Genomic DNA, 18,728 nt, shown 5'->3' on the forward strand with positions numbered 1-18,728 from the left:
GGAAAATATGAGGAAAATACAGTTTAAATGTTATGGCCGATCCCAAATAGAAGAAGCGGAGCTACATATAACAGAAGATATGGTCATATGGAACGGAAAAGAGTATAAAAGTCACGAGCTTGCATTGGATATTCCAACTTCAGGAAATATTTACGGGACATTGCTCAATTATAAAGGAGCACTTGCCGCATTAGGAAATTCGGTACATGAATTGCCATATAAACAAGCGCCAATGGCTCCCATTTTATATATCAAACCGATAAACACAATGATTGCCCGGGGAATGCCGATTCCGTTACCGAGTGAAGAAAGGGAGTTAGAAGTTGGGGCAGCACTAGGAATTGTCATCGGAAAAAGAGCGACGAAAGTAAGGGAAGAAGAAGCGTTAACATATATTCAAGGATATACGATTGTAAATGACATCAGCATACCTCATGAAAGCGTGTATCGCCCAGCGATTAAGCAAAAAGCACGCGATGGATTTTGTCCAGTTGGCCCATGGGTGATAGAGAAAGGGGCTATTCCAAACCCAAATGATGTAAGCATTCAAGTATATGTGAACGGTATATTGCGGCAAGAAAATCATACGAAAAACTTAATTAGACCAGTGGAACGACTTATCGCAGATGTAACAGAATTTATGACGTTATATGAAGGAGATATACTGCTTGTTGGTGTCCCGGAAAATCCACCACTCGTAAAAAATGGAGACCGCATTCGAATTGAAATCGAAGGAATTGGCAGCTTAGAAAATCAAGTCGTTTTAGAAAAAGAACTTGTGAGAGGAGGAGTACGATGAAACGAGCGCGCATCGCATATGCTGGTGGGATTTACTACGCAACTGAAGTAGATGGCAAGTTGCAATTAGATGATGGACGGATGCTAGTAGAAGAGGAAGTAACATGGCTCCCACCAGTTGAGCCGCGAACAGTATTTGCCCTCGGCCTAAATTACGCAGATCACGCAAAAGAGTTATCATTTAACGCGCCAACAGAACCCCTTGTCTTCTTAAAGGGACCTAACACATTCATCGGTCACCGTGGTCAAACATATCGTCCAGAAGATGTAACATATATGCACTATGAATGTGAGCTAGCTGTTGTTATGGGAAAAACAGCTCGAGGCGTTAAGAAAGAAGAGGCATACGATTACGTCGCTGGCTATACAGTAGCGAATGACTATGCAATACGGGATTATTTAGAAAATTATTATCGTCCAAATTTGAGAGTGAAAAACCGCGATACATGTACGCCAATCGGTCCATGGATTGTCGATGCATCCGACATTGACGACCCGATGAACTTAGCGCTCCGTACATATGTGAATGGCGAGCTGACGCAAGAAGGAACAACGAAAGATATGATCTTTTCCATCCGGGACTTAATTTCCTACTTAAGTAGCTTTATGACATTAAGTAAAGGAGACATCATTTTAACAGGTACGCCAAAAGGATCCGTCGATACGAAAGTAGGAGACGAAGTCATCACCGAAATTGAAGGAATAGGCCGTCTGATCAATACCATTGTTGGGGAAGAAACGTTTTCTAAACGATAGAAATCGAGAGAGTAGCTAACAGAACGGCTACTCTTATTCTAGTAATCTATAAAAAGAAGGGGGCTTACGTCCATGCCGCATTTTATAGTCGAGTATACGGATAATATAAAAGAAGAAGCGAATATGAAAGAACTATTAAAAAAAGTAAACGATATCCTTATTTCACGAAGTGACATCTTCCCAACAGGAGGGATTCGTTCAAGAGCAATCGAATTACAAGATTACTATATCGCTGACGGACAAGAAGAGGATGCATTCGTCCATGCGACGCTTAAAATTGGAGCCGGGCGAACCACACAAGACAAAACAGAAACATGCGACCGCCTATTCAACATGATGAAAGAACACTTCGCAGACCTCGCCGCCAAACGCTACTTCGCCTTATCCATGGAACTAGCAGAATTTAACGAAGCAGGAACGTATAAGTGGAATAATATACATGAGCGGTTTCGGAGGAAAGAGAAGAAATAACAAACGATTATATCATCTTATAAAATGAAAGGCTTACTGGCTAAAAATGGACAGTAAGCCTTGTATATTTTTGCTATGTGCATATTATATTGGAAAATAATGGTATCCTCTTTTTGTGACCGCTGTATAGAGCGCTTCTATATTATTTATAATTTTTCGTAGGAAGTGTAGGGGATTCTCATGCTCATTAACTTAAGGATATTTCAGGTTATAATTCTGAATATTATGTGTTTTATGGATAAAATTAAAAAAGAAGTATTAATGTGGAATTTTTTGTTAATATTAAGATGCATAATTCTGTAATAAGGAGGATTTATATGTCCGTAATCGTGAGGAATGACAGATTGATAAAACTATTGAATGATTGGTATATCGAAATTCGTTCAAGACATATCGCGAAAGCTCATAGTATGAAGGAACAGATTGATAGTTTGATTCAAGAACTGAAAGAGGAGAAACAGGAGTTATTACAGAAACAGGATTTATTACTTTATTATTCTCTGCTTGATTTTCGATATAATTATTTAATAGACAATATGAGTATATCGAAAGATAGTTTTAATCAAGTCGAATCTTTTGGAACACCAACAGATGAACGTTTATCTTATTATTATCATTTCTTTAAAGCAATTTATATGAGTGTTACAGGTAGCTATACTGAAGCAAGAGAACACTTTGATAAGGCAGAAGTCCTTTTAAAACATATTCCGGATGAGCTAGAAGAAGCTGAGTTTCATTATAAATTAGGCTCGTTTTATTATGATATATACAAAGGACTTTTATCAGTTAAACATGTTACTAAGGCAAAAGATATTTACCTTAAATTTACTGGTTATGAAACCAATATTGCTTTTTGTGAAAATATGTTAGGGCTGGCTTGTACTCATTTGAAAGAGTGGGAATTAGCTGAGGAACATTTTACAACTGCAATGGATCAATTTCAAAAAAACAATGAAGAATATTATATTTTAATGGTTCGACATAATATAGGATTATTATATGCAAGTCAAAACCTCTCAAGTCTAGCTATTCGATATTTATCTGAAGTAAATCTAAAAACATCAGGAAATTATCGAGCAATGTTTATTGAAGCACAAGAACATTTCAAGCTCAAAGAACACGAAATAGCAGGGGAACTGATTAAAAAAGGGTTACAAATTTGTAATGCATTGGAACATGAGGAATATCAACATCGTTTTATGATTTTGGATGCTAGGAACAAAAATGTTTCTGCTGAAGAGTTTGAAAAAATTGTATTAGCAGGAAATGAGTATTTTGAAAGAGAAGAATTATATACGTATATGTATGAATCTACGGAGGCTTTAGCGATTAAGTTCTATAAAGAGGATAATCACACAAAAGCAAGTAAGTATTTTTATTTAAGTACACAAGCAAGAAAGAAAGTATTTGATAAGGGGGCACTAAAATGAAGAAAATGATAGGTAGTATAATGGGAAGTATGATGGTTTTAACTTTAACGTTCGGGATACACACATTAGTAGAAAAACCGCAATATGCAGACGGTAATCATCATAAAATGATGTTGATTCAATATGCAGATGGGAATCATCATTAATATTTGTACACGTTTTAGGTCTTCTAAAAAAAGGGAGACCTCCTTCGATAACTTCGGGTTTAAAACGTTAAATAGAGCTGACTTCGTGTAGAAGTCAGCTACTTAAATTATTACAATATTTTTCCCTGGTTCTATTTGAACATTGAGGAATTTTTCACTATGTAAATCATATTCTAGCTGAATCTTAATGCCGGCTGTTTTTGCACATTCTCCTGAACCAGAATAATATAGAAGCCAAATGATAAATGATTAGGAACTTGAAAAATAGTAGCATCTAAAATACATATACGTTGAAAATAATAAGTGTACTAGTTAGGGGGGAGACAAATCGTTTAGTTGTCTTTTAACTAAAAGGGAAAATACAACCTATAGAAATAAAACAGCGTATCGGTTAAAACGTTGGTTAAGCATAAGTGTAGCTGTATTGGCATAAAGTTGAAATGAGAGAATTGCTTGCTACATGTGACTAATACAGATACATAAAGCAGCTAACTCTCGTGCACCATACTTACTAATAAAATTGGATTAATTAAAAGAATTAGGGATGGTTCTGTATATTATGTTTTTCCTGGTGGTGGAATTGAAGATAGTGAAACACCAGAAGAGGCAACAATGAGGGAAGCCATAGAGGAATTGGGTGTTGAAGTTAAAGTTAAAGAATGTATTGCGAAAGTTGAATTTAATGGTATACAATACTTTTTCCTGACTGAAATCATTAAAGGAAACTTTGGTACTGGTGAAGGTGCGGAGTTCACTGACATAAATAGAAACAGATGTTCATATTTGCCAATGTGGGTAGATATAGAAATGCTATCATCTATAGATGTAAAGCCTAAAGAAGTTGCTTTAAAGGTGCAAGCCTTATTCAAGTAATAAGTGTATTGGTGAAATAACGGTGGTTGCTACAACTGTTAAAATCTAGTGCACCTTTTCATGAAATTAAACACTTTTTACTATTGCACATGCAGAACATTTACGACATATCAAACAACTTTTCATTAGAACAAGAAAGTATATCAAGAGTTCCTGCCTTAGCATATATTTTAACTTAAGAAATTGCTGTTTATAAAAAAGAAATGTGAACACTTTGATACGTAGGCATTACAAATGCTTTGAAGGGTATTGTTGATTTACAAAAATCGTAGCAATGTTTATCGTTAAGTATTCTTATATTATTCGGGGGGAAATCAAAACAAGAGATGTATTGGAATTCATCAATCTTTATATTATTTATAGGTTTAAATGTGTTTAAATCGAACAATAGATGTTTAGAGGTCTTATTGAGCTACAATTCTATTTGTATATAAATAGAGGGAATGTTATCATATAAAGTAATCCAATACTAAAAAATCATATTGCAAAAGGACATACCTACGCATAACCATAGCGTGGGTGTGTCCTTTTTTTGTTTAAGGAGGAAAAAGTTGTGGGGAAAACGTTATTTATTGCGGAAAAACCGAAAGTTGCCAATGAAATTATGAAATTGCCGCGATTCCATCACTCACAAAAGTACATTAGTAGCAAACCTTATTATGAAAATAATCATTATATTGTCAGTTGGTGCCGTGGGCATCTGCTGGAACTAAAAAATCCGGAAGAGATGGATCCAATGTATAAAGTGTTTAAGTTAGAGCATTTACCCTTAATTTATCAGCCAGATTATAAAGTGAAACAAGAAAAAGCTGAACAATTGTAGATTGTCAACCAAATTTGACCCACCTACTACCAATCGTTGTCGCATCAGTCCAGCTCAAGGGTATCGTGAATCTATTATTCGTCTTGAAAAAGAGGGAAAAACACTTAAAACGATTGATCCACTTATCCGTAAGAAGGGGGATAACGGCACCTTTTCAGCTATGCGCACACTTGTTGAAAGGGATAAGGCGCAAACAGAAACATGCTAATCCCCCATCTCCTACCTATCAAATAGCTAGAAAACGTCTTGCCAGATAGTTTTGGATTCATCCGAATCATCTGAATACCTCAGAAAGAAGGGATTTAGAGCGATGTTTCAAAAAATATCCTAATCTCCAAACTGTTTATGAAGTCATACAAGAGTATCGTGCAATGATAAAACAATCTGATTATGAAGGATTTTTGCAATGGCTAAGAAAACAACTTTCCCATAAAGAACAACCCTTTTATCCATATGCCGTCATTTACGCAACGATTTACAAGCCGTGAAGCATGCCTTTATTCTCCCCTATAGTAATGGCGTGTTAGAAGGGCAGGTAAATCGCTTGAAATCAATCAAACGAATGTTGTATGGGCGAGCTGGTTTAGCTATATTGCAAAAGTGCATGTTATATAAACTCTGATTTATTATTTTGAAAGAATAAAATTTTATACGGTAACAACGTTATATGAGATTTCACCAAATCTGCGTAAGAATCACTTTGATATTGCAAAAAACAGTTGATAAAGTTGAATGGACACCTGACAAGGGAACGGTTATAAAAGAATTTAATGACCTTTTACATAAGGATAAGTAGTCATAGTATAATAATATTAAGGGTTTTTCACCCAAAAATATACTAATTAGGAGGAAGCCATTATGTTCAAAAAGAAAATTTTTAATGCAATAAATAAGATCGATAATGTTTTAGTACCTAAAATTTATCAGGTGAAATTTGAGAATAATCCCTCTATTAAACTAGAAGACTACCCTGATTTATATGAATTAGGTGAATGGTTGAGTCATTCTACTAAAAGTTGGGGATGTCATTCTAAACTAAATAAAGTAGAATTTGAGAATGAATTTTTTACAATAACAAATTTAACTGAAAATGAAGTGAAGATTACTTATGGAGGGGAAGGAATGAATCCCTTTTTTCCAGGTTGGCGACAATCTGTCAATGAAAAAAAAGACTAAATTTATTTTTAATATTTCCATCATTAGTGTCGCGTAAAAGTGTTTTGAATGTTCCGTTTCTTGTTTTTTTTCCATAAAAAGCAAAACAAAGATACTTTAACAGAGGTAGTAAACATCCATTTTTTTACTAAAACCTTCGACTCGTTTAGCAGAAACATAAAAAGTTTTATGGAACGCTCTTTCCTTGGATTTTACGTTGCCAAATGTGTGCAGGGTTCCATAACGACGCTTTTAAAAAGCGACTGATTTGCAAATAGGCTCGCTTACTTCGCGAAGACAACTGAGCTAGCACATGTAAACAGTACACAATCATTGCAATGTATACTTGATTGTGCACCGCTTGTTCGCTCTGACCGTAAAACTTCTTGATGTTCAAATGTTGTTTCATCCATTTGAAAAACAATTCTATGGCCCAGCGTGACTTATGTAACTCAGCGATTTCGTCCGCGCCCAAATCAAATCGATTCGTCAGTAAATGTAGTTCATTTCCTTTTGAATCGAGTACCTTGATGAAACGAAATGCGTTTTCAGAACGATTTTGCGTCGTGCCAATCCCAATCACAATCATTTCATCCGAGATCACAGCGGCTTTTTTCGGGAAAGAGAATTTCTCAATCACCTGTGTCACCGCATTTTTACGTAATCGTGAGACAAAAAAGTAACCTTTATCCGTCATATGGTCGAATCGCTCATAATCTAAGTAGCCGCTGTCAAACACATACATGCATTCTTTGTCATCTACGAATACCCTTTTTCCATAAAGACAAGCCGTAAATGAAGCTTCACTCCTGATTTTGTTCGACGACATTCCGCTCATTGATGCTTTTTCGGTGGTGTTCTGCAATTCTTCTGAGAAGATGCAAGCACTCAACGCAAGTAAACTCTCGGTTTCATGGAGTTGTGCATACAGAAGTAATTTCATAAATGAAGCCATATGAAGTTTCTTTGTATAGTGGTTTAAATGATGCTTTTTCACCTGTTCTTCAAATAATGAAGTAGAAATTGGTGAAAGCCATTGTTTAAATGATGTTTTTCGTGTAATCTTCTCCATGAGATGTCCTTTGTTTTGGATTTGGACAGGTTACTACCGCCAAGCCATTATAAAGGATTTTTTTATGAGTTTTATAATAAAAGAAAATTCAGATTAATATTCCAGGTTGCATTAGTTTAATGCGACGCTAGTGAAGTTTTATATGTAATAAATTCCTCTTTTTCACTATCAGTTAAGTTGCCGTTTAAAAAAGCAGGAGCACCATTACATGAACTAACTGTAAAAGTCGACGGGATATATAATAGCGTTTCCGCACATATGGTAGAAGCACAGAAACCATTCCCAACCACTTATACAGATATGATGTCAGGATTAGATGTAGCTAATAATATTATGGGGTCTGCGAATAAATTAGCAAGTCATAAGGTTGATATTCCTGCTGCTACACGTAATATAGGGAATATTGACTTAAGAAATAGTTTGCGAGATTTTGGAGTACCTCCAGAAAAAATGGAAGCGTATCTGGCCGAAGAAAAGAAGACAAATGAACAAATATCATTTATGCTCGATATTACGCCTGGCGTTGGTGCAATAAAAGAAGGCACACAAATGATAATGGGAAAAAATCCTTTAACAAAAGAACAATATGGACCTGATGATTATGCATGGGGTACATTGGCGGTTGTTTCAGGTGGTACATCAAAAGTTGTCGGTCGAGTTTTTGGCAAAGTTGGAGATCTTGAGAAGAAAGCGAACAACCTAGAGAAGGCTGCTAAAAATATAAAATATGAAGTGAAAATATTAGGAAGAGGCTCTACAGGTCGAACAACTGCCAAATCTTTAGAGGAGCAACTAGCAATGAAAGAAGTTAAGTCCAATCCTCTAGGAAAGCCAATTCCCAAAATAGTAATGACAGATCCTCGTTGGCCTCATGAAGAAGGATGGGTTAAAATGGCTCAAAATGTGAATGGAGTAGAAATACACTATGTTAAAAACACAAAAACAGGTGAATTTGATGATTTTAAATTTACAAACTAAACAAGAAGTAAGGGGATAAAGAATGAAGGTAATATGTATAAATAACAAATGTAATCAATTTTCAGACAAACGATTAAAGCAAGGTTATACACATGACATGATTTTAAATTTAGAAGTAAGAAAAGAATATGTGGTTTATGGTATGAGTTTATCAAATGGAGAATTAGATTATCAACTTTTAGGAGAAAATGAGAATATGCCATCATGGTATCCAGCAGAATTATTTAATGTTTCAGATCCTTTACAACCGTTAGAATGGTATTTTGCAGATCATAGACACATAAAAGAGACAACAATAGATTATATATGGGGCTATAAAGAATTAGCCTTAGAAGATTCACATGCCTTTGGTTTAATAGAAAGGGAGAAAAAAGATATGGAAATATTTTTAAAACGCAAGGCAGAAATTGATAAATTTATGGAACTATAATGTCCAAATTTCTTTGATGTGTGGTTAAATAAAAGCAATGTAACTTAGCTAAACCGTAGGAATAAACAATTTCTACAGTTTTATTATCGAATATTTTTCTAGAATAGCCTCTCATTCCCAGAATCATTTCCGTACTCCTACGGGATTTGTGACCGTCAAGTAAAATTGGTTCTTACGCACTTTTGGTGAGGATCTATATGTCCCCATGTAAAGAGATTTGGATATTTTTTTAGGAAAACATTTTCCCTACAAAGTTATTAACACTCTTTGTGTTTATAGTTTGCTACTCGCACGTCCATACATCATTCGTTTGATTGTTTTAAGTCGATTAATATGTCCTTCTGTTATGCCGTTACTAAATGAAAGAGAACATGCTGCACTAATTGCTTTTACGTCTTTCTCCGCATAATTTATAAACGTTCGAATGGCGGGAAATGGAATATCTTTATATGTTATAAGCCAATTTGCTAAGCCTTCAGCTCGTTTTTCACGAACAATAGATAGGAAATCTTGAATCATGCGATGAACTTTTTTCAGCTCAGGAAACTCTGTTCAAAATGTTTCTGGTATGCTATTTTTCCACTCTTCATATTCTACCTCACTTCACATAGACCGTAAGAGATGTGATCGAGATACTGTGAGCATAGTTTTACCTAATCCTTGCTCTCTTCGTATTTTAGCAACACATGTATTTAGGGTAGAGCGTGATCCTTTATATCCTATTTTCCTTAGGAGTTCTTCCATTTCGTCAACAGTCTTCTCTTCCGTACTATAGGAATTAGTCTGTCAGACTGTATATAATCTATTTTCTTCCAATCTGCAGGGACATGTTGGTTTAGTGATTCTTTCAATGCATCAAATAGCCCTTTCAGAGTATATGCCACTGTTGGGCATGAGGAAGTGCTTCGGAAATGGTGGGAAAGATAGTGTTAAAACAATTGTTCGGAAAATTGTGAGATAAAATCTTAAAAGTACTAAATAATGAACCCGTCCAAGAATTATTGTGGGAAGTGTTAATGAAAATCATTAAGGTTACAAGAGATAATTAGGATAAAAAGAAAAAGGAAGAAAAAAGAAGAATCGATCGCAAAATGAACAGGCATTTAACTAATTACGCTTTTAATCCCTACGTGTAACCTTATGTTTGAAGGCGCAAGTGTTGGACGAGATGGAAGGGAATTGTATACGAAAAAAGAAACCGCCTTCGATTACGGAGGCGGTTTCTTTTTATTTAGTAGTAGATGGAAGTGTAAGGTTGTTCGTTGGTTTCAAAATCCACTTATAAAAAAACTTCGGGTCTAAATTACGAGATAATACTTTCAAAAATAGGTTATATAGCTCGATTTAAGAACAAGTTAGATCAAACTTATTACGAATTTTATTGGTTGTATGCATCTAAACATGATTTCTTATATGACTTAGAAACCATATAAATTTATCGGCACTTTTCGTATTTCTCATTCCATATTTTTTTATAAAGCTTCTGATAAATTCGATATTATCTGCTGATAATACTAAGTTAATTTCTTCCTTCAAATTTTTAATGTATTCATCGCTTTCAATTTCTTTATATTCTTTAATAAGTGCATCTAATTCTGAATAATCGGCACTTACATTAAAGTAACATTCAAGAAAATATCTTAAATTGCTTAATTGTTCTTCATTAATCATTCTAATTTCTCCTTATTTTACGGCAAGGGAAAAGATGTTAGTATTCTAAAACCTAATTCTGATGAGTTATCTTTTATTAAAACTACTCTCGACTTATTTAAATTATACAAAACCTGCTTTTTATCTTCTAATACTCCTTTTCCTATACCATATGTATGTTCAACATCAAAAACTGTTCTCCCGCTTTTCTCTTCATTTCTTTCATTTTTTGGGGAAAGCATTCCTAAAATAGAAGCATACTCTTAATAATATGCATACATAAAATGGGTCTGGTGCAAAGGTAAAATGAAAACCAGTAAAACGCACATATTCCTAACAGAATTGTATTTTATGCTACAAGTTCAAACAATCAATGGATGAATTCTTTCTGATTTTGAACAGACTGTTCTCGTAAATCTTTTTATCATATGCATAGCTTCTACTCCAGAAAGAATGGATGTAGCTGTGTCAAAGATTTGAACCCTAGCATAGAACGGATTCGTTTCTTTATAAAGCGATGATCTTGTTCTACTGTTATAACACGAGGCTTTGAAACATGAAAAGACCGCAAAGCTTTCTTGAAAAAACACTTTGCGCCTTATGATTTCTTGTTTTACTTAAATAAAAATCAATTGTATTTCCTTTTGAATCAACAGCACGATATAGGTACATCCATTGACCTTCACATACGTCTCATCAACTCGCCAAGAATCATTGGTTTTCTTAAAATGACACCTTAATCGCTCATCTAATTCAGGGCCATATTGATGAACTCATCGCATAATCGTTGTGTGAGCAATTGATAATCCTCTTTCCTTCATCATCTTCACCAAGTTACGGAAGCTCAAATTGTACCGTAGGTACCACCTTACTGTTAATAAGATTAGTTTAGGTTGATAACGCTTATATTTGAATAAATTTTCCTTTTCCATACTGATCACGCTCCTTTTTTAGAGTCATACTGTCAGTATGGAAAAGCATGATAGATTTCTTGCACCAGAACCGTTTTTTTGTGAATTTATTCCTTATTCTGTAATAGTTGATGAACAAGTAATTGGGATTTTAGTCCTTCTATTCCATTAATACATGGTTGTATATCATTTTGAATACAACGAATAAAATGATATACGGCGTCTTCAAAACCTTTTTGTTTTAATATACTATCCCATGAAGGAGTATATTCAGTGGATAATATACCTGCACGTTCAATCTCTAATGTATTTAGGTTTTTTACTTGAACTAAAGCGCCTTCTGTTAAGAAGTTTAATAACTCTACGTTTGTTCCAGCTTTCCTATGCATAGTCGTACAAAATGAAGTACCATCAGATGTTTTAAATATATGATTTGCATATAAAAGATGATTTTCAGTATTCACGTTAATGGTACCATTTAACACATAGAGGTCATCATTCCCTAACCAACGTATTGTATCAACTAAATGCAAATAATCATCTATCATTGTAAATTCATATGAATAAGGACCAACACTATCTATCCTATGTTTTTCAATACGTATTAAGGAGGCTTTTTTAGCTTCTTGTTTGGCTTTCATATACATTGGTGCAAAACGGCGATTAAATCCTACCATGATTTTTCTTCCAGTTTTTTCACTAAGTTCAACTAGCTTTTCAGCATCTGAGATAGTTGCCGCTAGAGGTTTATCAACATATACATCTTTTCCCATGTTAAGAAGAGTAGAAACTACTTCAAAGTGTGAATCGGTAGAACTATGTACAAATATAGCATCACATTCTCGAGCAAGTAATGTTATATTATTAAAATCTTGTATGCGATATTGCTTGCAAATCCTCTTACATTTTTCTTTATTAGGGGAAAATGCACCTATAAAATCCCAATCTATTTCTTTTGATAAGATAGGTAAATATGCTTTTTGAGAAATATCCCCTAAACCTACCATTCCAATTCTTAAATTCCTCATAATAAATCATCCATCCTTTAAGTGTTTATAAACTTAAATTAAAATCTTAAATTAACGAATATTATTTATAGATTAACATTGTTAAATAAATTTTGGAATAAAGGTAGCCTTAGTTTTAATAATTTCTCTAAATTTCTTTACACCACCCATTTGAATCCATTTAGCTTTAATAAAGTCATCAACATACCTAAACATTATTTTATCATCTGATGCTACGAAGTATGTTTTTTTATAAGAAAATTCTTCCATTATTGCAGGAAATAATGGAGGATTTGTATAAAATATAATTTTTTTATCCGTAGCAATAAAAAATCCATATTTATAAGGAAATCCTAAAGTATCTATTTCATATAATCCATTTGTATATGCTAGAATTTTTTCTCCACATTCTAAATATTGATTGATACAAGTAGGAAGTTTATCCATTGAAACCCTCTCCTTATGGTAATTCAGAAACATAAATTGATTACAAATTTTAAAATTTAATTAAAATAGCAGCTTTATCATCAGAAATTTTTAAGCGAGATATTTTTTTTCGCTGAACATCTTCATCTTCAAATTTGTTTAGTTTTTCTAGGTACGAAGATAATCCATTTTCTATAACTTCCCTTATAAAAATGAAAGTATTTTCATTTTCACTATCACTATATTTAAGAGGATAAATTCCATCAGTAAAGAGAATAAGATGAGTTAAACCTTGTCTAGAAATCTTTCCACTTTCTAAGAATTTGTACAAATTTGGATCTCCATTGACAATGAACTGTACCCCGAATCATGGACACTAAAAAAAATCCGTGATTCGGGGCTTTTGTGTACCTTTATAAGCAAACCTCGTGATAATGGATCCAACGATAGAAGTGAGGTACGGAACATGAGTAAAATGATTTTTAATGAACGACAAAGGAAACAACTAGAAAAGAATGAAAATGTGGTAAAAGTATCAGAACGTTCGATTCGCTATTGCCCAGATTTTAAAGTAAGAGCTGTGAAAGAAAATCAACAAGGAAAAGGACCCAATCAAATTTTCTTAGAAAATGGGTTCGATTTAGAGATGATCGGTGAAAAGAAACCAAACCAATGTTTAAAGCGTTGGAGAAAAACATATGAACAATTTGGGGAGGAATGATTTTATACAGAGCGTCGCGGAAAAGGAAGTACGAGGCGCTCTTCTTCCAAACTACTCTCTTCTGCTGACAAGCTAAAGAAAGCAGAAGAGAGTAGTGCGTTTCTGGAGGCAGAACTGGAATTCTTAAAAAAGTTAGACGAACTCGAAAGGCAGGCGTTACAGAAGAAGCGATTTTAACACCTCGTGAAGCCTATACACTCATTGAACAAACGATTCGTCGCTTCCGATTTCCTCGTATGGTGCGTTATTTTTGCGAACTCGCGGGCGTGAGTCGTAGTGGATATTACGCTTGGCTTCGCCAAACAGATCAGCATATGGAGAGAGAACGGAATGACGAAAAAGATTACGAACTGATTCAAGCAATTTTTTACCGAAAAGAGAAAAAATGCGGTGCTCGTTTTATCAAAATGGAATTAGAAAATACAAAGGGGATTTGTATGAATCTCAAGCGTATTTACCGTATGATGCACAAGGATCATCTCGTAACGAAGGTTCGTCGGGCGAATCCTTATAAACAAATCACAAAAGCGACACAAGAACATAAGACCTGTCCAAACCTGTTGAACCGCCAATTTCATCAGGGAGAACCGGAATAAAAGATGGTAATCGATATTACGTATTTATTTTATGGGAAAGGGAAAGAAGCATATTTATCGTGTGTAAAAGATTGTAAGACGCGAGAGATTTTAGCTTATCACGTCTCTCCCTCTTTACAAATGGAGATCGTCTATCACACACTCGAAAAATGGAAAGTGAGATTAGGAGGCACCATTCATCCAGAAGCCCTGCTTCATTCCGATCAAGGTGTTCATTACACTCATCCGGAATACCAAAAGCGAGTAAAAGAAATGGGACTCAGACAATCTATGTCACGTAGAGGAACCTGCTTAGATAACGCTCCAATGGAATCTTTTTTCGGTCATATGAAGGATGAATGAAATGATAAGTGTTGTCAAACATTCCAATCTCTTCAGGAAGTAATAGACAAGTATATGCAAGAGTATAATCATGATCGTTATCAATGGACACTCAAAAAAATGGCTCCGGTACAATACCGGAACCATCTTTTAAGTGCTTGATTGTTAAAGGCCTTTTTATGAAACTGTCCATTTTATAGGGTACAGTTCACCCTTTAGGAGGTCTTTTTTTATCTTTACCTTTGTTTCTACGAGAGATTATTGAAAATGTAAGTAGGGGTTGATAAGAGGAGGGGGATGTGACCACAAAATTATGCTCTTAGCGGTCTGTATATAAATAAATACTGCTCCTTTTATAGAAGAAAAAGCAGCAGCTTATAAAGAGTGATTTTAAGGATTCAGGAATAAAATATTAAAAAATGAAAACTATTTTAAACCATTTTGTGTTTTAGTTTCTAATTTATTGTTATAAAAGCTTAGTAGTGCGATACCTTTACCAGATAAAGATTCAAATTCATATATTTTATAATTATAACTTTCGGAGGTTAATTTCCCTTCACCATCAATAAGTTTTAGGCATTCCTCATATGTCATGCCTAACTGCAATTGTTGAAATTCATCTAATGTAATATAAGCATCTTCGAGTTTCTGTAGTCTCTCATAATTTTGACGTAATTCTTCTTCTCTTTTTTCGTTTTCTGCTATGGCCTTCTCTTGTTGTTGTCGTTTTTGTTCTTTTTCAGCCTCTTCTTTTTCTTTATTAACTTTAAAAGATAATTTATCTATACTTTCTTTGAAATCTTTAACATCTTGCTTAGAATTTAATATTCTTTTATCAATAATTTTTGCGTACATACTACCAATACCTTCATTTTTATATGTAATACCGATTTTTTTATCGTCAGTGTATAATATATCCCCAAAATATATACTCAAAGTAATGTTCGATTCCAAGTTGCTGAATTTTCCATTTATCAGGGCTATATATTTCACGGTACATATTGTATTCTTTTGTAAATGCGGTGATATACATTATACCATCTGCATTCTTCAGATTGTCTAAGACTACTTTGGTATTATATTTATTACAATACGATATACTGCCTTTTTGACACATTTCATGCTGCTTTTTTTCTTGTTTTTTGTCCCATTCAATCATATATATAGTTGAAACAATTGTGATAAGAACTAAGATAATGGAAGTTACCATAGTTATAAATATTTTTTTACTAGTCTTTTTCTTTTTAATAAATTTTAGATAAAGAATAGAAATAAGTGATATTAAAAATACAATTATTGATAGTGGAAACAGTATTAAGATACTACTTTTTATTATCCATTCTAGACTCATTCAAATCATCACCTTTCATAGGATTATTCTCCTTAAATAGAAAATAATAGCATATATGATTATAGCAGAATAATTTATAGAGTGGGGCTTTCAAAATGAATTAAGTGGAATGGGAGAGTTCATACGGAAATCAAGTTCACTTAATCTATTATGAAAAGTGCTATCTTGAATGGTTTTTTCATTATTAATTACATGTGTTACCTTAGTAAGGTATTATTTTTTATATTTAGTTAATAATAATAATTTATTGTTTGAATAATATTTTTGATAACAGACTATACTGTGCATAGTAAATTTGAACTTAATTAGTATGAGGGATGTAAAATGATAAATATGTACATTATTTCTAATTGTATATTTATTATAGATGAATTTAATGATAAATATACAGATATAAAAGAGAAGTCAAAGCTAAAAGAAATCGCAGATACTGTTTTCACAGAAATGGATTTTGTTTTCCGATTAGCTTCTCCCTTTCGTAACTTTGCTAATATTAATGCCAACACTACCGCTGATATTATTGTGAAATCTAAAGATTTTGCTATTGAAGTAAAATTGTTTCGGAATTGGAAGAGTAAAACAGGTTGTGCAAATAAAATGATGTGGCAAACTTTACAAAAAGACTTTGATTGGTTAGAGAACGCTATTAGAGAAGGGAAAAAAGGAAAAAGAGCTATTGTATTAGGATGGTTTAATGCAGTAGATAGATTTAGTGAAATAGTTCAATTAGGAAAAGGTGGTGGTGGTTGGCCTGAAATAAATGAAGATAGAATAAGATATTTCCCTTTTTTAAATAAAAGAGGAGTAAAGACAAAAGATATATTTTATATGTACAATGATGCTTATAAAGAATTACGCATCCCAATAAACGGGTATGGACATGATGTTATCAATTGTATGTTTTTAGGAAAGGAAAGGGATAAATTTCACATTGCATTGTACTATTGATTTGGTGATAAAATCCTTTTTATGTAGTGAGAAATATATAAAAAAGAAGTAGATAGACTACTTCAAAATATAATAAGTATTAGCAGGATGTTGCTCTTCATTCCTTTTTCTTTCGATAAATATGTAATTTTCTTTTTCTAAAGCTGATAAATAATCCTGCAGTCTTCTCTTGTTTATCTTATAGCTAGAGGATAATTCATCTTGGTATATAGTAAGTTTTTTCCCTGCCCTGCATAGACTTTTCAAAATACTATATACTAAGAATCCGTTACATCCCAAGTTATGGTTTTCGACAATATCCTTAAATACATTAAATTTTATGTGGAAAGTATCCTGAACATTGTAAAGAGTACCGTCGTACTTCCTATCCCCTTCATTATCAGGTAGTATCTTGCTGCGTTCAAGTAGTTGTAATAGGCATTTTAATCCTGACCCCACGATAGGGTACAAGTTCTTTTCTATGAACCATTTCACGTATGTCACTAGCCATTTTAAATCCTTCAACAAAACCTGTTTCTTCATTATAAATTGGGTTTACAGGATAATCAGTGATTGTTTTAATATATCCAATTTGCTCAAGCAACACTCTATCTTTTATTATTTTGTCTACGGTTTTATTAATTGGGCTGTAACCAAGAAAGGATTTAATCTCAGCTTGCGTAATGATTTTATTGTCGTCTCTTAAATACCAACAGTATTTATATAAAAAATTTAAATACGTGTAGTAGCAGTAAGTGAAACTAAACTGCTTGATGGTATTGAAGTGTGGTGATAAATCTGTAAAAATCTCATTTGGAATATATATGTTTCTTCATTTTACGTCTCTCCATAATTTGTTTTAAAAATTTACAATCAGCGTTGTTTGCTCAATATATCACAAAATAATTGAGGTTGTCGAAGTTCAAAATAGCTTTTGAAATGAAGAAGAGGAATTTTATTATATAATTATTAGTTAAATTTAATGAGAGGGAAGAACGGGGATATTCTGATTTATTAGGATGTTAAGTGAAATGTTTATAATTTATTGGGATTTGATAAAAGTTACTTCTCACAAATCTTAATACGTTAACTTTTTGTGGTCATTAATAAATACTCATTACTAGTTTCTACTAGTCTTCATATTAAATATAAGGGAAGCGTAGCTCACTTATATATTTAATTATATATTGCCACAGAAACATAACCTATTGAGAATCGGCAAAAGTAGGAACTCAAATTTGAAAACAGGGCTACGTTTGGTAGTGTGCGCCTGCCCGTGGTGGTGGCTCGGTGGTCAATTATTGTAAACTATCCCCTCCTCCTTCGGTCACATAAGTTTAGATATGTGCCAAAAGAATTTGAGAATAAAAAAATGGAATTAGTTAGATTACTAATACAAATAAGGAATTGTATAGCGCACGCAGATTATAAAAGATTAGAGAGGAAAGTTGAAGAGTATATAGAACAATTCATGATTGAATATAATTTTGATTATTACGAATACAGTCGGAATAATTGGGCTTTTTTAAATATGAATTGTATTTTAAATGAAGTTGTTGCTGAGATTATTGATTCATATTTGGAGAATAAGCAATTAATGTTTGATAGGCGTAATGGGGTATTGGAAATTGAAAGGTAAAAAATAGAAGTATATTAAAAACAATATGTTCAATTGAAGCTGATATAATCTTCTCTGAAAAGATTATATACGAATTAATGAAATATTAAATATCTAGTGATTGTGGTAAAATTACATTTGACAAATATTAATATAGTTTAATGTTTGTTAAATTATTGGAGTTAGTATAGTCATATGGACACAACTTAGTTAAGTCCTTACAATGGATTTCAAGGAGGAAGTGTCCGTATGGCAAACAAGAACTTTA

General features: G+C 33.3%; 20 protein-coding genes and 5 pseudogenes. 14 read left to right on the forward strand and 11 right to left on the reverse strand.

The features are described from left to right. Positions 1–7: 7 nt before the first annotated feature. From MR056_RS17240 to MR056_RS17260, 5 genes are all read left to right on the forward strand, one after another. A complete protein-coding gene (locus tag MR056_RS17240) occupies positions 8–799 on the forward strand; it encodes a fumarylacetoacetate hydrolase family protein (protein ID WP_210351478.1) in 792 nt (263 codons plus the stop codon). Next, positions 796–1,554 (forward strand): fumarylacetoacetate hydrolase family protein, encoded by a 759-nt coding sequence (locus MR056_RS17245; RefSeq protein ID WP_210351479.1) that lies wholly within the window; start codon positions 796–798, stop codon positions 1,552–1,554. Before MR056_RS17240 ends, MR056_RS17245 begins: the two co-directional genes overlap by 4 nt. 72 nt (positions 1,555–1,626) lie before the next feature. After that, a complete protein-coding gene (locus tag MR056_RS17250; RefSeq protein WP_011984057.1) occupies positions 1,627–2,025 on the forward strand; it encodes a 5-carboxymethyl-2-hydroxymuconate Delta-isomerase in 399 nt (132 codons plus the stop codon). 317 nt (positions 2,026–2,342) lie between these two features. After that, on the forward strand, positions 2,343–3,455 hold the full coding sequence (locus MR056_RS17255; protein WP_011984058.1) for a response regulator aspartate phosphatase: 1,113 nt from the start codon (positions 2,343–2,345) through the stop codon (positions 3,453–3,455). Continuing rightward, positions 3,452–3,601 carry a hypothetical protein gene (locus MR056_RS17260; protein ID WP_157671200.1) on the forward strand — a complete coding sequence of 50 codons (150 nt, stop codon included), beginning with the start codon at positions 3,452–3,454 and terminating at the stop codon, positions 3,599–3,601. The genes MR056_RS17255 and MR056_RS17260 overlap by 4 nt, the downstream gene beginning before the upstream one ends. A gap of 117 nt (positions 3,602–3,718) precedes the next feature. On the opposite strand, the pseudogene MR056_RS17265 reads toward MR056_RS17260, so the two are convergent. Next, positions 3,719–4,114: pseudogene (locus MR056_RS17265) on the reverse strand (transposase); the annotation flags it as partial. 15 nt (positions 4,115–4,129) lie between these two features. Here MR056_RS17265 and MR056_RS17270 point away from each other — a divergent pair. From MR056_RS17270 to MR056_RS17285, 4 genes and pseudogenes are all read left to right on the forward strand, one after another. Further along, complete coding sequence (locus MR056_RS17270) at positions 4,130–4,474, forward strand: NUDIX hydrolase (RefSeq protein WP_306298501.1); 345 nt, start codon at positions 4,130–4,132, stop codon at positions 4,472–4,474. A 553-nt stretch (positions 4,475–5,027) separates the two neighbouring features. Beyond that, a pseudogene (locus MR056_RS17275) lies at positions 5,028–5,294 on the forward strand (toprim domain-containing protein); the annotation flags it as partial. 4 nt (positions 5,295–5,298) lie between these two features. After that, complete coding sequence (locus MR056_RS17280) at positions 5,299–5,505, forward strand: hypothetical protein (protein WP_041809543.1); 207 nt, start codon at positions 5,299–5,301, stop codon at positions 5,503–5,505. A 650-nt stretch (positions 5,506–6,155) separates the two neighbouring features. Further along, positions 6,156–6,473, forward strand: coding sequence for a DUF3884 family protein (locus MR056_RS17285; RefSeq protein WP_210351480.1), 318 nt, complete (start codon positions 6,156–6,158; stop codon positions 6,471–6,473). 166 nt (positions 6,474–6,639) lie between these two features. On the opposite strand, the pseudogene MR056_RS17290 reads toward MR056_RS17285, so the two are convergent. Next, a pseudogene (locus MR056_RS17290) lies at positions 6,640–7,524 on the reverse strand (IS4 family transposase). A gap of 177 nt (positions 7,525–7,701) precedes the next feature. Between MR056_RS17290 and MR056_RS17295 the strand changes: the two are divergent. Beyond that, on the forward strand, positions 7,702–8,502 hold the full coding sequence (locus MR056_RS17295) for a pre-toxin TG domain-containing protein (protein WP_242136595.1): 801 nt from the start codon (positions 7,702–7,704) through the stop codon (positions 8,500–8,502). A 22-nt stretch (positions 8,503–8,524) separates the two neighbouring features. Continuing rightward, complete coding sequence (locus MR056_RS17300; protein WP_210351481.1) at positions 8,525–8,932, forward strand: hypothetical protein; 408 nt, start codon at positions 8,525–8,527, stop codon at positions 8,930–8,932. Positions 8,933–9,205: 273 nt separating this feature from the next. Here MR056_RS17300 and MR056_RS17305 read toward each other — a convergent pair whose 3' ends face one another. From MR056_RS17305 to MR056_RS17330, 7 genes and pseudogenes are all read right to left on the reverse strand, one after another. Beyond that, on the reverse strand, positions 9,206–9,451 hold the full coding sequence (locus tag MR056_RS17305; protein WP_242136596.1) for a transposase: 246 nt from the start codon (positions 9,449–9,451) through the stop codon (positions 9,206–9,208). A gap of 876 nt (positions 9,452–10,327) precedes the next feature. Next, complete coding sequence (locus tag MR056_RS17310; RefSeq protein ID WP_210351482.1) at positions 10,328–10,603, reverse strand: contact-dependent growth inhibition system immunity protein; 276 nt, start codon at positions 10,601–10,603, stop codon at positions 10,328–10,330. Positions 10,604–10,620: 17 nt separating this feature from the next. Next, positions 10,621–10,824, reverse strand: a complete 204-nt coding sequence (locus tag MR056_RS22740) for an RNase A-like domain-containing protein (RefSeq protein ID WP_210351484.1) — start codon at positions 10,822–10,824, stop codon at positions 10,621–10,623. A gap of 128 nt (positions 10,825–10,952) precedes the next feature. Next, positions 10,953–11,514 (reverse strand): annotated as a pseudogene (locus tag MR056_RS17315) (IS6 family transposase). Between the two features lie 86 nt (positions 11,515–11,600). After that, positions 11,601–12,521, reverse strand: coding sequence for a Gfo/Idh/MocA family protein (locus MR056_RS17320; protein ID WP_210351486.1), 921 nt, complete (start codon positions 12,519–12,521; stop codon positions 11,601–11,603). 81 nt (positions 12,522–12,602) lie between these two features. Then, a complete protein-coding gene (locus tag MR056_RS17325) occupies positions 12,603–12,947 on the reverse strand; it encodes a PH domain-containing protein (RefSeq protein ID WP_210351487.1) in 345 nt (114 codons plus the stop codon). Positions 12,948–12,996: 49 nt separating this feature from the next. Then, the gene (locus MR056_RS17330; RefSeq protein WP_011984068.1) at positions 12,997–13,257 is read right to left on the reverse strand and encodes a hypothetical protein; all 261 of its coding nucleotides are present in this window, start codon (positions 13,255–13,257) and stop codon (positions 12,997–12,999) included. Between the two features lie 135 nt (positions 13,258–13,392). On the opposite strand from MR056_RS17330, the pseudogene MR056_RS17335 reads away from it, so the two are divergent. Further along, positions 13,393–14,726: pseudogene (locus MR056_RS17335) on the forward strand (IS3 family transposase). Between the two features lie 264 nt (positions 14,727–14,990). Here MR056_RS17335 and MR056_RS17340 read toward each other — a convergent pair. Beyond that, positions 14,991–15,518, reverse strand: coding sequence for a hypothetical protein (locus tag MR056_RS17340; protein ID WP_210351489.1), 528 nt, complete (start codon positions 15,516–15,518; stop codon positions 14,991–14,993). Then, positions 15,466–15,915, reverse strand: coding sequence for a hypothetical protein (locus tag MR056_RS17345; RefSeq protein WP_210351491.1), 450 nt, complete (start codon positions 15,913–15,915; stop codon positions 15,466–15,468). The genes MR056_RS17340 and MR056_RS17345 overlap by 53 nt, the downstream gene beginning before the upstream one ends. A gap of 324 nt (positions 15,916–16,239) precedes the next feature. Here MR056_RS17345 and MR056_RS17350 point away from each other — a divergent pair, with 324 nt between their 5' ends. Together MR056_RS17350 and MR056_RS17355 are read left to right on the forward strand one after the other, a co-directional pair. Continuing rightward, entirely contained in the window at positions 16,240–16,863 is a 624-nt protein-coding gene (locus MR056_RS17350; protein WP_210351492.1) for a hypothetical protein, read from the forward strand. 1,324 nt (positions 16,864–18,187) lie between these two features. After that, positions 18,188–18,481: a hypothetical protein gene (locus MR056_RS17355; protein WP_210351494.1), complete on the forward strand. Its 294-nt coding sequence runs from the start codon at positions 18,188–18,190 to the stop codon at positions 18,479–18,481. Positions 18,482–18,728: the final 247 nt, after the last annotated feature.

This window comes from Bacillus cereus group sp. BfR-BA-01360 (assembly GCF_022663595.1).
Classification (GTDB): Bacteria; Bacillota; Bacilli; order Bacillales; family Bacillaceae_G; genus Bacillus_A; species Bacillus_A cytotoxicus.